Here is a 14,637-nt window from a genome sequence, read left to right as displayed (position 1 = left end):
CATGCCCATCTATCAACTTACTGATGACATCATATTTCCGCCGGTTGAGGGCGCTGAAGATGGGATCGTTGCGGTAGGTGGTGATTTGCTACCTGAAAGACTCATATTGGCGTACCAATCCGGTATTTTCCCATGGTATAGTAAAGGTGAGCCAATTATCTGGTGGAGTCCCGATCCACGATTTATCCTTTTTCCTGAGAAGCTTCATATATCCAGATCAATGAAGCGGGTGTTGAAGAAAGAAGACTTCAAAGTCACCTTTAATCAAGCATTTGAAAAAGTCATCAACGAGTGCAAACGAATGCCAAGACCCGGTCAGAAAGGCACCTGGATTACCGATGAAATGGAGTTGGCTTATATCCGATTACATGATATGGGTATTGCTGAATCTGTTGAAGTTTGGAAAGGGGATGATTTGGTAGGAGGGATGTATGGCGTTCGAACAGGAAAAGTATTTAGCGGTGAATCCATGTTTTCTAAAGTAAGTAATGCCTCAAAAGTGGCATTGATTCACTTCATTAAAAGGTTTAAGTCAGATGGTGGTAAATTATTTGATTGCCAGGTACATTCAGATCATATGGTACGTATTGGAGCAGAAAATATCAGCCGTGAAGCGTACCTTAAGTTTTTAATTGAAGATTAAAACTTGCGATTTACAAGCCTGTTAGGTTCTTGACCGGTATGTTTTTGAATTTCGAATTCAATCACACCTAAAACCAGCTCTTCCTCTGTCAGCACCTCGACTTTCCATTCACCTTCTTTTACATGATTCTTATAAGTGTAGCCTCTGTAGCCTCCGTCTCTTCCACCTAAGATTTCATATTTGATATCCTCAATGAATTCCCACTCTTCTTTTAAAGCATTGTACCAACTCCAGCGGTGGAATATGGTTTTCTTCAAGTCAGTAGGGGCGAATATGGATGAGAAGACATAAACTCGCTCATCCAGATTCCAAATGAATTCTTTTTTATGCTTTCTCCAGAATACATACCACTCATCTTTCTCAAAGGAGACGATGTATTTACCATTCTCGCGTTTTATATCATGTGCCACAATCCCTGCATTTAAGGCTAAGGGTACAGGAGGGATAAGTTTGAAATAGTAACAGACGTTAATGCCAAAATAGATGGTGAAAACAATGGTCAAAAGCTTACCCAAATGCACTTCTGATTTCGTACTGGGACTCACACGATAAACCAGAGCGATTAAAGTCAGCGTACATATTAAGCTGATAGCACCAGATAGGATAAATACACTCTGATTCATAGATTTAATGAATACAGGAATGATGAACGTAAAAAAGGTAAAGCTCAGAAAGAAGTAAATGCTAAACTGTAAATACTTATTTGAAATACGTTTTTTTTAGAAACTCATTAGCAAAAAGCAGCAAAACCAATATCCCGAAAAAGTAAGCCGTCTTTGTAAGGGAGACACTTCTTGAAAAGTAGACCACATATGCGCTGGAAAGTGCACCAAAGAAAAACTGAACTGCTAAAGGAAGGTACTCTTCGTATCGTTCAATAAGTGTGTTTTTCCATCTACCGTCAGGGACACGGTTGTAAATATAAAGTGTGCAAGAGAGCAGCGTCATATGCGAGCACAACACTGTGAGGTCATAGAGCCTGTCGATCCTGCCAAGGGTCAGAGAATCAAAGATAAAGCCACCAATAAAAAAGAAGATTGGTGCATATTTTTCATTCCGTCGAAGGAATTTTCTAAAGGCACTGTCCCGATACTTTGCAAGTATTCTGATCATGATTCAATTTGAAAAATCAAATTAAGATCGATTTGTATTCACATCCTATGCGATGATGATTAAAACCCCAATTATGCATTAGAGCATTAAATCAAATATTCTATTGCATAGTCCGGGTAAAAGTTCAAATAATTTGAGATCACGCATCTTGTACAATGAAGATGGCGTTGTTATTTAAATCATAGAAGCCAAACTCATGTGTTCCCCATGGGGTGTTCTTTCGAAGCTTGTCTTTTTTAATAGTACCCCGCCCTACAAATTCATCAAAATAAGGCTGGATGTCTTTTACAAAGATTTTCATCACTGAGGGGTGCACAGGATCCTCTTCGTTATTGTGGTGCCATTGCAGGTGGAATTCAAGATTGTCCCTTTGCAGTCCTGCATAGACTTTGTCTCCAAAATAGAAGGTAAAGCCTGTATATTGTTCATACCATTTTAGGTCACGATCGATATCGGATGAAGATAAAACGGGGATGATGTAAAGAGTAGATGAGGGTGTGTTCATAAGGTTTTTCTAACGTGGACTGTTGCTTTGCGTTACATCGTAATTCGGATTACTGGTTTTAGCATAACTTGACAATGAAATGTCTAACAATAAACACAAATGAGCTATCAACTCAATAAAGAACTTTATTTCCCACCGGTATCTGAAGCTGAAGATGATGGCCTGGTGGCAATAGGTGGGGACCTTAGTCCTGAGCGACTGATGCTGGCTTATCATTCAGGTATTTTTCCCTGGTACAGCGATGATGAACCTATCATGTGGTACAGTCCCAATCCACGCTTCGTTTTGCTCCCCGACAAACTGTATGTTTCAAGATCCATGCGAAGTGTATTGAAAAAAGAAGAATTTACAGTAACCTATAATCAGGACTTTGAAGGTGTCATCAATAGTTGCAAGGAAATGCAGCGAGAGGGTCAGGATGGCACCTGGATCACTGAAGACATGGTAGCCGCTTACATCAAACTCTATGAATTAGGACATGCACAATCAGTAGAGGTGTGGAAAGACAATGAGTTGGTAGGTGGCATGTATGGTATTCACCTAGGCTCGGTTTATTGTGGAGAATCCATGTTTTCTAAGGTGAGCAATGCATCCAAAACAGGCTTGATCATGTTCATGCGAAAGTTTCAGGAAGAAGGAGGTCAGCTGTATGACTGTCAGGCTTATACAGATCACATGGCAAGCATGGGAGCCGAACTCATTCCAAGAGAAGATTTTCTCAAATATTTAGATGACATCAAGAAGTAATGTCGAGTGTTTTAATTGATAATTGGTTTACTTCCATTTTTGTTAATTTCCGATCCCTATGAAGAAATCCCAATTCATACGGCTTGTAGGCTTATCCTTCTTTCTTGCGCTTTATTCGTGTAATCAAAGAGATGAATCCCCACTAGACTATGTCAACCCTTTCATCGGAACAGGTGGACATGGACACACGTTTCCGGGTGCTACCCGACCTTTTGGGATGGTACAATTAAGTCCGGATACGCGACTCACCGGTTGGGATGGATGTTCAGGATATCACTATTCGGATTCTATCGTGTATGGGTTTAGTCATACCCATTTAAGTGGAACCGGAGTATCAGACTATGGGGATGTATTGCTGATGCCTTTCTCGGGTGAGGTCTATTTTAATAATGGAGTAGACGGTGAGCCAGGCTACCGCTCACTGTTCTCTAAGGAGTCAGAAGTGGCAGAACCCGGCTATTATTTTATGGAATTGCTGGATGACCAAATCTCTGTTGAGTTGACAGCTTCTGAACGAGTGGGTTTTCATAGGTATACGTTTAGTAATAAAGAGGATCGAAAGGTAATGATCGATTTATCTCACCGTGATGAAGTGCTTGATTCAAAACTGGAGCAGGTAGATGAATTCACTTTGACCGGCTACCGACACAGCAAAGCCTGGGCGGAAAAGCAGTTCATCTTTTTTCGAATCGTTTTCGATCAGCCAATTGCTGATATGGTGTATGATGATTCAAGGCAAAAAGCGGCATTGGCTTTTGAGCCCGGAAGTCAATTAAAGGTAAAGGTTGCCATCTCAGCTGTAGATGAAGAAGGCGCAAAAAAGAACTTAGAAGCCGAGATTCAACACTGGGATTTTGAAAAAACTCGTAAAGAAGCAGGAGTGGCCTGGCAAGACCAACTCAATAAGATTAAAGTAGCAGGAGGGACTGAAAAGCAAAAGACTGTTTTCTATACGGCGCTTTACCACACCATGATTGCCCCAAACCTGTATCATGACGTTGATGGTCGTTTTCGAGGGACAGATTTGCAGATTCACCAGGATACCAGCTATACGAACTATACAGTATTCTCTTTGTGGGACACTTACCGATCGACTCATCCACTTTACACGATCATAGAACGGAAACGTACTGCAGACTTTATAAAAACATTTTTAAATCATTATTCATACGGAGGAAGATTACCCATGTGGGAGCTGGCTGCTAATTATACCGGATGTATGATCGGATATCACGCAGTACCGGTGATTGCTGATGCTTACGTGAAGGGAATCACCAATTTTGACACGGAGTTGGCCTTTGAAGCAATGATTCATAGTTCCATGCAGGATCGATTAGGAATTGATGACTTCAGGTCAAAAGGATATATTCCTTCAGATGTAGAGGCAGAGAGTGTATCCAAGACACTGGAATACGCCTATGATGATTGGACCATCGCGGAGATGGCAAACAGAATGGGGAAAACAGACCTTGCATCTGTTTATTATCAGCGGGCGCAGAACTATAAAAATGTATTTGATCCAGCAACAGGATTTATGCGTGCACGAAATAATAATCGGTGGTTCTACCCTTTTGAGCCTGCAGAGGTTAATTTCAATTATACGGAAGCCAATTCATGGCAATACAGCTACTATGTTCCTCAGGATGTTGAAACCTGGATTGATATGCTGGGTGGCGATCAGGCGGCAGAACAAAAGCTGGATGCCATTTTCACAGCAGACTCTGAAACTTCAGGCCGGGATCAAGCAGACATCACCGGGTTAATTGGTCAATATGCACACGGAAATGAGCCTAGCCATCACATTCCTTATCTCTACAATTTTATAGGTCGTCCGGATAAAACACAGGAGTATGTACGTCAAATCATGGATGAACTTTATGACGATCAACCAGACGGACTTTCAGGGAATGAAGATTGCGGTCAGATGTCATCCTGGTTGGTAATGAGTGCACTGGGGTTTTACCCGGTGACTCCCGGAAGTGAAGATTACATCATTGGTAGTCCATGGTTTAAGGAAGCTACAATTACATTAGAAAATGGCAAGGTTTTCAGTATAGTGGCTTCTGAAAACTCACCAAAGAACAAGTATGTTCATAGGCTTGAGTTAAATGGTGAAGATTATAAAAATAGCTTCATTAAACACAATGATATTTTAAATGGTGGAGTCTTGACTTTTCATATGGCGGATCATCCATCAACAACCTTCGGTGTGGATCCAGCTAACCGACCAACATCAAAAATTGAAATGAATGCTTTAGCAATTCCTGCAATTGAAACGGGGGATAAGGCATTTGTTGGGTCTACAAAAATTACGCTCTCTTCGGTTTCAGAAGATGCGGACATGCGCTATGCTTTTTCCCCAAGTGATCAAGAAGGCACTGTTTACACCGAACCCTTTGAAATAGCTGAGTCTACCGATTTATACGTCTGGTCTCAAAAAGGCGATCAAAAAAGTCTGGTTGCAAAAAGTCAATTTTTCAAGATTCCAAAGAACAGAAACATTGAGCTTGAAACGGATTATGCAAATCACTATTCGGGTGGAGGTGATAATGCGCTTATCAACTTCGTAAGAGGGAAGGCTGACTTCAGAACAGGTGACTGGCAAGGATATGAAGGTGTAGATTTAGTAGCGACAGTTGATTTAGGAAGCATACAGTCTGTCAATGACGTCAAAATCGGATTTCTACAAGATGAAAACTCATGGATTTTCATGCCGTTGGAGGTTTCCTTTCATGTTTCAGAAGATGGGAAAAATTTCAAGGCAGCAGGTAAGGTGACAAATATGATTTCCTACAAAGAGAAGGGAGTCATATTGAAAGACTTTGGTGTCAGTGTTGATCAAGAAACCAGATATATTAAAGTAGTGGCCAAGAATCGTGGAGTATGTCCCACTGATCATAAAGGGGCGGGAGGAAAGTCATGGATTTTGCCGATGAAATTGTAATCAATTAACCGATGAGTACCCGAAGAAAATTTTTGAAAAACTCACTAGCTGCAACAGCTGGAGTAGGACTGTTGAATACAGCCTGTGCTAATCAGGGGTCAAAGGAGATGATCCGATCCATCAAGCCCAAAGTAGTCAGCACATGGAGACATGGCCTGCAAGCCAATGAAGCTGCAAATGAGATTCTTAAAGCCGGAGGATCGGCGTTAGATGCTGCTGAAAAAGGGGTTATGGTCATCGAGGCAGATCCGGAAAATACATCTGTTGGGATAGGTGGAGCTCCGGATCGCGATGGGAATGTGACACTTGATGCATGTATTATGGATCACAAGGGGAATGCCGGATCTGTGTCATTTCTTCAGCACATCAAACATCCGGTTGCTGTTGCGAGAAAGGTCATGGAAGAAACTCCTCATGTGATGCTGGCAGGAGAGGGAGCGCTTCGTTTTGCCATCGATCAGGGATTTGAAAAAGAGAATTTGCTTACAGAAAAGAGTAAAGCGGAATGGGAGAAATGGCGAAAAACATCGGATTACAAGCCGGTCATCAATGTGGAAAATCACGATACGATTGGGATGATTTGTCAGGATGCCAATGGTAATCTATCCGGGTCATGTACCACCAGCGGTTTAGCATATAAAATGCATGGACGAGTGGGGGATTCCCCGGTGATTGGAGCCGGATTGTATGTCGATAATGATTATGGCGCTGCAGTGGCTACAGGAATGGGAGAACTGATGCTTAAAACATTGGGGGCATTTTTGGTGGTGGAACTGATCAGGCAAGGTATGTCTGCACAAGAAGCCTGCGAGCAAGCCATCCAGCGAATAGTTGATAAAATGCCGGATTACAAGGATTTTCAGGTGGGCTATCTGGCAATGGATAAAGCAGGGAATACCGGAGCATTTGCCATTCACAAGTGGTTCAATTATGCTGAGATGGCGGATGGAAAAAATGAATTGATTGATTCAAAAGCATACCTGAATGACTAAGCAACATTATAAAACCTCCATGTTTTACATGTTGGTGCTTTTCTTTACCTGGGGCTTTTTGACTGAGCTGGATGGCGCACTGATTCCATATCTCAAAGGATTGTTTTCGTTAAATAATTTTCAGGCAGCTCTTGTTCAGTTTGCTTTTTTTATTGCTTTTTTCTGCGTCAGCTTACCGTCATCCTGGCTTTTAAATAAAATTGGTTATCACAGAGGAATTGTGGTTGGGTTACTCGTGATGGCTGCTGGTAGCTGGCTTTTTTATCCCGCTTCTGCGCTTATCTCTTATCCGTTTTTCCTTGGAGCTATCTTCGTGCTGGCATCTGGGGTTACGCTGCTACAAGTGGCTGCCAATCCCTATGTTGCCAGGCTGGGAGCACCAGAAAAAGCATCCAACCGACTAAATCTTGCTCAGGGATTTAATAGTGTAGCAAAGGTGATTGCGCCACTAGCAGGTAGTTATTTTATCCTCCGAGGACTAGCTGGACTATCACCGGATCAACAGGCTGAAGCAGTTCAGATTCCATATATTTTACTTGGTACATTACTCCTGACACTCGCCATTATTTTTTCATTCCTGAAGTTGCCCGAAGTAGTAGAAGTTCCGGATAGTGATCATGCGGATACTGAAAGTATTTGGAAGCAACCGCATTTAGTCAAAGGAGCAGTTGCTATTTTTCTTTATGTAGGAGCAGAGGTGACTATTGCATCTTTTTTGGTGATTTACCTCAGTGAAAACATCTTTCCTAATCTTGCCGAGTATCAAAGCTACATCACCGGTATAGCAGCAAAAGATGATCAGATAGCAGTGTTCCGTGAAATTGGCGCCAGGTATTTACCTTTTTATTGGGGAGGTCTAATGGTAGGCAGGTTGTTTGGATCATACATCCTGAAATTCATTTCAAGTCAACGACTATTACTGATTTCAGCAGTGACATGTATCATCTTAATGTTAATCTTTAATGTTTCAGATGGCTACCTGGCCATGTGGCTACTGATTACCACAGGCCTTTTCCTATCGATCATGTGGAGTAACATTTTTACATTGGCAATTGCAGATCTTGGACCGATGACAAGTAAAGGATCGGGAATACTGGTTGCAGCCATTGTAGGTGGAGCGCTTATCCCTCCTTTGCAAGGCTTGATTGCTGATAGCTACTTTGGGCTACATAATTCGTTTCTAATTACGATTGGATGCTTCGCATACATTGCATGGTATGGATGGAAGGGATATAGACCAAATCAAAACCCTTCTGCATAATTATCCCCCCTGGTATAATCAGCACCACCTTCCAGTTTGTCGTCTGCTCTTACAAGGATGCAATCCATTCTACCCATAGCCTCTCTTCGTTCGATTGAGTGTCCCATATCCTCAAGCTCATCAATGACATCCGGTTCAATAGGTCTTCTTTCAATTAAGATTCTATCAGGCAACCACTGACTGTGCGTTCGGGTAGCATTCACAGCATCCTGCATGCTCATTCCATGGTCAATCACGTTCATGATACACTGGAATACAGAGGTGATGATGGTGGAACCTCCGGGAGTACCAACGACCATTTTTAGATTGCCATCTTTTTCGACAATCGTTGGTGTCATGCTGCTTAGCATTCTCTTTTCTGGTTGGATCGAGTTTGCTTCCCCACCTACTAAACCAAACTGATTTGGAACTCCCGGCTTTGAACTAAAGTCGTCCATTTCATTATTTAGAAAAAAGCCGGCACCTCGAACATATACTTTGCATCCAAAAAATGCATTCAGTGTGGTAGTTAATGAAACTGCATTACCCTCAGGATCAACGATAGAAAAATGAGTGGTTTCAACGCTTTCAATGACTTCTACTTCTCCTTCTTTCACCTCCTGGGAGTCTGTTTTCTCATCAAGAGAAATAGTTGAGAAACGCTCCTTATTATATTCAGGATCGAGGAGCATTTTCACAGGCACATCGTAATGATCCGGATCTCCAAGGTGTGTCGCCCGGTCGGCGTATACCCTTCGTTCCAATTCGGTCATTAAATGTATCGTCTCAGGAGTGTTGTGACCCATAGCTCCTATATCATATTGTTCAGCACCTTGCAGTAATTGAATAACCGCCACCCCACCACTTGACGGAGGAGGCATGGAAATAATCCTATGTCCACGATAAGAACCTGTCAGTGGTTCTCGCCATTGAGCATTGTAGTTTTTTAAATCCTCTTCAGTTATTAATCCACCACCTCGCTGCATTTCTTTCACGATCTGGTCCGCCACAATTCCACCGTAGAACCCTTCTCTGCCACGGTCACGAATCTGCGTTAGCGTACCCGCCAGCTCTTTAAATTTTAAAGTATCTCCGGCTTTCCAGGGTTGGTCTTTCACCAAAAAGAAATCCGAACCATTCACTTGTGTAAAAGCTTCACTTTTTTCATTCAATTCTTCTGCCTGATTTTCAGTAATTGTAAATCCGTAGAAAGCAAGATTGATGGCTGGTTGAATTAGTTCACTCAATGCTTTGGATCCAAACTTTTCATGCAGTTTAAGAATACCATCAACAGAGCCGGGCACTCCTGCGGCTTTATGCCCCAGCGTACTCATATCATCTATCACATTACCATCCTCATCAAGATACATATCGCGATGCGCCTGCATGGGTGCTTTCTCTCTGAAATCAATCGAGCCGATGCTACCATCCTTCATACGGTATACTGCAAAACCACCCCCACCGATGTTGCCAGCACGAGGGAATACTACGGCTAGAGCAAACTTTACTGCAACCGCAGCATCAATGGCATTTCCGCCATTTTTAAGAACATCTAAGCCCACCTTTGTGGCAAGTGGGTGAGCGGTGGATATCATCGCTTTTTCTCCCAAAGGACCAATTTCAGGTTCCTTTTTGCTTGAAGTCTGAGGGTTTTGACACGCAATGAGCAGCGTCAGGATAATGAGTTTAAATGATTTCATAGGTTAGGATTTCATTCGTACGATTTTGGTTCGCTTTCGCTTACGATGCTTTTTTTGATCGTATGGAAACCAATGCTTTTTAGGCTTTACCACTTTAACTGTATGTGAGCTTGAACTGCACGAAGGGGTGATTAGGCCGGCAGCCAAAATGATACATGCAAAGAGTATTTTTTTAATCATAATGAAGAGGAAAACTAATCAACGATGTAACGGCAAAAAAATGATAATATATATACGTTATGAGGGATGAAAATGGGACCGATTCATAAGTTCGTAACTATCAGGGGTTAGCATTTGGTTTCGTTAAGTGATTCCTTAAAGGAAAATTTTGTTGTTACGGGTCGAATGATTATCTTCATCGACCCTAAGCGAAAAACAGCATTTAGTCAAAAGAACAGTTAACCAGCCTAACATGAAAGAGTCACCTCGTAACCCAATAGAAATCGAAATTCCAAAAGGATATAGAAGGTATAAATTGAAGGGTGTGGAAAGGGAAATTATTGCTAAGAAGGGAGGTCCTACTGCAAAACAGATTAAAACTAAAGCTTCATATAAAGAGCTTAGAAATAACCAGAAAGAATTCGGAGTGGCTTCAATGATGGCCAAGACTTTGCGCCAGTCGCTTTCAACCGGAATGTCAGAAATTTGCGAAACTTATGTTTCCGGCAAGCTTACGGCCCAGTTTCGCAATCTTGCTAAAATGGAGGAGGGGAAAACAGGAACTCGTCCATTATTCCTCAGCAAACACGGACATCTTTTAAATGGATTTGAGTTTAATTCCAAAGCACCTTATGAGAAAATTTTTGGTGCCAAATATTTTGTAAAACCAGGCTCTCAAAGAGGGCAGGTGATTCTTCACTTCCCGGCATTTATACCTGAGAAAACTTTCAAGAGTCCAAAGGGCGCCACAAACTTTAAAATTACAGCACGTCTGATTGCACTATCCGACTATCAGTTTGATCAAAAGGCCGGAGGGTACAAGCCGGTTAATAAAGATTTGCATGGCAAGTTTGGAACCTATGAAAGCTCCATGTTGCCGCTATTAAAAATTCCAACAGAACCAATGACAGGAATGATTTCCATCGATAATCGAATCATCCCTGAAGGGACGGGCTTGTTTTTAGTGATGGCTATCAGTTTTTATCGAATGGAGAATGGGAAATTTGAACATCTCTGCAAAGAGAGTAGCATGCAAATCCAACGCGTGCTATAACCAAAGATCCTCAAGGTTCGTTTTCTGTTGAGTAAACTTTCAACCTCATGCGAGCAATTGTTTCAATAGTTTTAGGTGCGGTTTTCTGTGTCCATGCTTTTTCACAGGATTACTATGATCAGGCAAGAGCCTACTTCAACGATGATCGAATTGACTCTGCCAGATACTACATTAATTTAAGCCTGGCTAAAAAACCAACTGCGGAGGATTATTTTCTTAGCGGAATGATCCATGAAGCTGAAAACAAAGACCTTAGGGCCCTGGCTGATTACGAAGCGGTTATTCAAAAAGATCCTGATAATTTGGAGGCATATTTTCAAAAAGGCTTGATTTATTATAATTCTGCGAGCACCGAACAAGCCATTCAGGATTTTACCTATGTCATAGATAATCAATCCAGCTCTGAGACCCGCGCCATCTATTATGCAAATGATCCATCGGGTGGAAAGGGTACTTTTCTTACCACGCTTCAATCAATGATGTCTCAGGTGTATCAATATCGTGGAATGGCCCATCAAAAATTAGGAGATTGGGACAAGGCACTATCGGATTTCAACAAAGCATTGGAAAATGGTCTTACGGTAGAATCTCTGATCAATCGATCTCAACTATATGCTAAAATGGGAAAAGAGCAGGAGGCCATTAAAGATTTGAAAGCAGCGATTGCATTGGACTCTTCCAGCTCTAAAGCCTGGTATAACCTGGCTGTGCTAGATGAATCCGTAAAACTCCCGGAAGGTCTTCTCAGTGATGAAGAATTCATACCGATGCTGAATTTAATGGGTGCGAATGCGTACGAAAGTGGAGATTTTACGGCGGCTGCTATGTACCATTCGAAAGCCATTGAAGCTGATCCTTCTGACGATTTGGCTTATATCAGTCGAGGCAAGGCGTTGCTGAGAACCGGTTCGTATGGCCAGGCCAGGCAAGATTTCATTAAAGCAATGCAACTGGAGCCCTCCAGAACCGAGGCATTCTATCTTATAGGCAATTCACTTTTCTACGAGAAAAAATTTCAGGATGCAGTTGGATTTTATGAGCAATACCTATCGATTGATTCCGGGTATGAAAACGTATGGTTCAATGCTGCCATGGCTTATTTGAGCCTGAAGGAAAAGGAAAAGGGATGTAGCTATTTAGAGAAAGCCAGTGCTTTAGGGATGGATCAGGCAGTAAAAGCACAAGAAGAGCATTGCGGTAGCCAATAGGTGAATTTCTTTTTACCTTTGTAATATGGCAAAGCAGACACCTCTAAAAATAGATATGCATACGCATATCCTTCCGCACACCATTCCCAATTTTGCTGAAAAATTTGGTTATGGAGACTTTATCAGCCTGTTACATCATAAGCCGGAGGCCGCCAGGATGATGAAGGGAGATAAGTTCTTTAGAGAAATCCAGTCCAACTGCTGGGACGAAAAGCTCCGAATAGAGGAGTATAAAAAGTTTGATACGCAGGTTCAGGTCGTTTGTACAATTCCTGTGATGTTTAGCTACTGGGCGGATGGTCATGATTGCTTAGATCTTTCGATGTACCTCAATGATCACATTGCACAGGTCGTAGAAGAAAATCCAAAAAATTATATAGGCCTGGGTACTGTGCCTATGCAAGATCCTGAGCTAGCAGTAAAGGAACTGGAAAGGTTGAAGAAGCTGGGAATACCCGGAGTTCAGATTGGTTCCAATATCAATAATCACAATCTCAGTAAGCCACGCTTTTTTGAGTTTTTCGAGGCGTGTGAAAGTCTCGGAATGGCCGTATTGGTCCATCCTTGGGATATGATGGGGAAAGAGTACATGGAAAAATACTGGCTTCCATGGTTAGTTGGAATGCCGGCAGAAACAGCCAGAGCTGCAGCTTCTATGATTTTTGGTGGAGTATTTGAGCGATATCCAAAATTGAGAGTGTGCTTCGCTCACGCAGGAGGTTCATTACTGGCTACTATTGGTAGACTGGAGCATGGATTTAATTGCCGACCTGACTTAGTCGCTGTGCACAACGATGTGAATCCAAGGGAATATCTGGGTAAATTCTGGGTGGATAGCATTACACATGATCCAACGTATCTAAAGTATGTCATCGATCTAATTGGTTCAGAAAAAGTGTGCCTTGGTTCAGATTATCCTTTCCCACTTGGAGATCTGGAAATCGGAAAGTTCATTACTGAGATGGATCTACCTCAAAATGACATTGATAACATCTTTTATCAATCAACGCTGGATTGGCTAGGTTTGAGTGAAAGCAAGAATAAAGATCTTCTTAAAGTATTAATGGAAGATACAACCCCCTAGCCCCCTTTGTTAAGGGGGAATTAATTCTCTTTTAAATACTTATCCAGTGACATTCGGGCCACTTTGCTTACTCTGTTTTTTAAGTAAGGTGACCAGCCCATTAATACGCCTGTAAGTCCCAACGCCATTTTAGACCATCTCCAGAAGTCAAACTCATCGGTGTGTTTGATGATTAGTCCGTCTTTAAACTCCATGGTCGTGTGGATGATATTGTGCACGGGATTGCCTGTTTTTGAAAATTCATAATCAGCTTCCCAGATGCATTGTGCCATTTCATCGTCTCCTATTACTGTATGAAAATCGATTTCTAGCTGCCCCTTTGATCGCTTAATGAGCATCTTCCACATGGCAGTTACCTCGGAGTAATCCAGGTTTTTAAACACCGGATCATTAAAAACAACATCCTTGTGGTAGCATTCAGCCATTTGGTCAGCATTGTGAGCCTGAAACGATGAATAAAACTTTTCGAGTGTGGATTTACTCATAGGTACTTTTCGATAAGGTGATCTTTAATTTTTGGGAGCCCGGTACTTGCAGGCTCTTCATAAAGGTAGAAGTTATTTCCTGAAGCAATCTCAGGAATTTTTGGATCCACCACGAATTTCGGAACTTCTGCATCGACAAAATCTAAAAGCCCGGCTGCTGGATATACCACTAATGAGGTTCCCGCAACGATGAAAATATCTGCAGTCAAAACTTGCTCTATTGCCGGCTCCATCATCGGTACAGCCTCTCCAAACCATACAATGTGTGGCCTTAGTTGAGAGCCTTTTTCACATGTATCACCTTCTTTAAGCTCCCAGCCATCCAGCTCGTAAACGAGGTTAGAGTCAATTGTACTTCTTACTTTACTTATTTCACCGTGTAAGTGAAGCACATTGGTACTTCCTGCTTTTTCGTGAAGTGCATCAATGTTTTGTGTGACAATGTAAACTTCAAAATGCTTTTCAAGTTCAGCCAATGCAAGGTGACCGGGGTTGGGCTTTACTTCCAATGCTTGTTTGCGTCGCTGATTGTAAAACTCCAATACAAGTGCCCTGTCTTTTGCCCATGCCTGGGGAGTGGCTACTTGTGTGACATCATGCCCTTCCCAAAGACCACCGGAATCCCGAAAGGTTTTCAATCCACTTTCCGCGCTGATGCCTGCTCCTGTTAGTACAACTATTTTTGAGCGCTTATTATTCATTTTTATACAACCGGTATATGATTATCCGCTCGTGTTTCTTAGATTGAAATTAAATTAAAATT

The 14,637-nt window shown here is 41.9% G+C and carries 15 protein-coding genes; 8 read left to right on the top strand and 7 right to left on the bottom strand.

The window, feature by feature from the left end:
• Position 1: 1 nt before the first annotated feature.
• Complete coding sequence (aat, locus tag ACQK2H_RS16705) at positions 2–643, top strand: leucyl/phenylalanyl-tRNA--protein transferase (RefSeq protein ID WP_425392520.1); 642 nt, start codon at positions 2–4, stop codon at positions 641–643.
• On the opposite strand, the gene ACQK2H_RS16700 is transcribed toward aat (ACQK2H_RS16705), so the two are convergent.
• The 3 genes from ACQK2H_RS16700 to ACQK2H_RS16690 all read right to left on the bottom strand — a co-directional run bounded on the left by ACQK2H_RS16700 (position 640) and on the right by ACQK2H_RS16690 (position 2,261).
• Positions 640–1,266, bottom strand: a complete 627-nt coding sequence (locus ACQK2H_RS16700) for a DUF2914 domain-containing protein (RefSeq protein WP_425392519.1) — start codon at positions 1,264–1,266, stop codon at positions 640–642. The genes aat (ACQK2H_RS16705) and ACQK2H_RS16700 overlap by 4 nt on opposite strands.
• Before the next feature lie 76 nt (positions 1,267–1,342).
• Positions 1,343–1,756, bottom strand: a complete 414-nt coding sequence (locus ACQK2H_RS16695) for a hypothetical protein (protein WP_425392518.1) — start codon at positions 1,754–1,756, stop codon at positions 1,343–1,345.
• A gap of 139 nt (positions 1,757–1,895) precedes the next feature.
• Positions 1,896–2,261 (bottom strand): glyoxalase/bleomycin resistance/extradiol dioxygenase family protein, encoded by a 366-nt coding sequence (locus ACQK2H_RS16690; protein ID WP_425392517.1) that lies wholly within the window; start codon positions 2,259–2,261, stop codon positions 1,896–1,898.
• A 99-nt stretch (positions 2,262–2,360) separates the two neighbouring features.
• Here ACQK2H_RS16690 and aat (ACQK2H_RS16685) point away from each other — a divergent pair, with 99 nt between their 5' ends.
• The 4 genes from aat (ACQK2H_RS16685) to ACQK2H_RS16670 are packed head-to-tail and all read left to right on the top strand — an operon-like array spanning position 2,361 to position 8,205.
• Complete coding sequence (aat, locus tag ACQK2H_RS16685) at positions 2,361–3,008, top strand: leucyl/phenylalanyl-tRNA--protein transferase (protein WP_425392516.1); 648 nt, start codon at positions 2,361–2,363, stop codon at positions 3,006–3,008.
• 58 nt (positions 3,009–3,066) lie between these two features.
• Entirely contained in the window at positions 3,067–5,952 is a 2,886-nt protein-coding gene (locus ACQK2H_RS16680) for a GH92 family glycosyl hydrolase (protein ID WP_425392515.1), read from the top strand.
• Between the two features lie 32 nt (positions 5,953–5,984).
• The gene (locus ACQK2H_RS16675; RefSeq protein ID WP_425392514.1) at positions 5,985–6,944 is read left to right on the top strand and encodes an isoaspartyl peptidase/L-asparaginase family protein; all 960 of its coding nucleotides are present in this window, start codon (positions 5,985–5,987) and stop codon (positions 6,942–6,944) included.
• The gene (locus ACQK2H_RS16670) at positions 6,937–8,205 is read left to right on the top strand and encodes a sugar MFS transporter (RefSeq protein WP_425392513.1); all 1,269 of its coding nucleotides are present in this window, start codon (positions 6,937–6,939) and stop codon (positions 8,203–8,205) included. Before ACQK2H_RS16675 ends, ACQK2H_RS16670 begins: the two co-directional genes overlap by 8 nt.
• On the opposite strand, the gene ggt is transcribed toward ACQK2H_RS16670, so the two are convergent.
• The gene (gene ggt, locus ACQK2H_RS16665; RefSeq protein WP_425392512.1) at positions 8,187–9,884 is read right to left on the bottom strand and encodes a gamma-glutamyltransferase; all 1,698 of its coding nucleotides are present in this window, start codon (positions 9,882–9,884) and stop codon (positions 8,187–8,189) included. The two genes, ACQK2H_RS16670 and ggt, sit on opposite strands and share 19 nt — an antisense overlap.
• A gap of 3 nt (positions 9,885–9,887) precedes the next feature.
• Entirely contained in the window at positions 9,888–10,064 is a 177-nt protein-coding gene (locus ACQK2H_RS16660) for a hypothetical protein (protein ID WP_425392511.1), read from the bottom strand.
• A gap of 232 nt (positions 10,065–10,296) precedes the next feature.
• Here ACQK2H_RS16660 and ACQK2H_RS16655 point away from each other — a divergent pair, with 232 nt between their 5' ends.
• From ACQK2H_RS16655 to ACQK2H_RS16645, 3 genes are read left to right on the top strand one after another with little or no spacing between them, the layout of a single operon-like run.
• Positions 10,297–11,097 carry a hypothetical protein gene (locus ACQK2H_RS16655; RefSeq protein WP_425392510.1) on the top strand — a complete coding sequence of 267 codons (801 nt, stop codon included), beginning with the start codon at positions 10,297–10,299 and terminating at the stop codon, positions 11,095–11,097.
• Between the two features lie 47 nt (positions 11,098–11,144).
• On the top strand, positions 11,145–12,305 hold the full coding sequence (locus ACQK2H_RS16650) for a tetratricopeptide repeat protein (RefSeq protein WP_425392509.1): 1,161 nt from the start codon (positions 11,145–11,147) through the stop codon (positions 12,303–12,305).
• A 25-nt stretch (positions 12,306–12,330) separates the two neighbouring features.
• Positions 12,331–13,389, top strand: coding sequence for an amidohydrolase family protein (locus ACQK2H_RS16645; RefSeq protein WP_425392508.1), 1,059 nt, complete (start codon positions 12,331–12,333; stop codon positions 13,387–13,389).
• A 20-nt stretch (positions 13,390–13,409) separates the two neighbouring features.
• Here the strand turns inward: ACQK2H_RS16645 and ACQK2H_RS16640 are convergent, their stop codons facing one another.
• A complete protein-coding gene (locus tag ACQK2H_RS16640; RefSeq protein ID WP_425392507.1) occupies positions 13,410–13,874 on the bottom strand; it encodes a nuclear transport factor 2 family protein in 465 nt (154 codons plus the stop codon).
• Positions 13,871–14,575 carry an SIR2 family NAD-dependent protein deacylase gene (locus ACQK2H_RS16635; RefSeq protein WP_425392506.1) on the bottom strand — a complete coding sequence of 235 codons (705 nt, stop codon included), beginning with the start codon at positions 14,573–14,575 and terminating at the stop codon, positions 13,871–13,873. The genes ACQK2H_RS16640 and ACQK2H_RS16635 overlap by 4 nt, the downstream gene beginning before the upstream one ends.
• Positions 14,576–14,637 lie beyond the last annotated feature (62 nt).

The sequence above is a fragment of the Ekhidna sp. genome (genome assembly GCF_965228795.1).
In the GTDB taxonomy this organism is placed as follows: Bacteria; Bacteroidota; Bacteroidia; order Cytophagales; family Cyclobacteriaceae; genus Ekhidna.
This window is presented reverse-complemented; position numbering and strand designations above follow the sequence as displayed.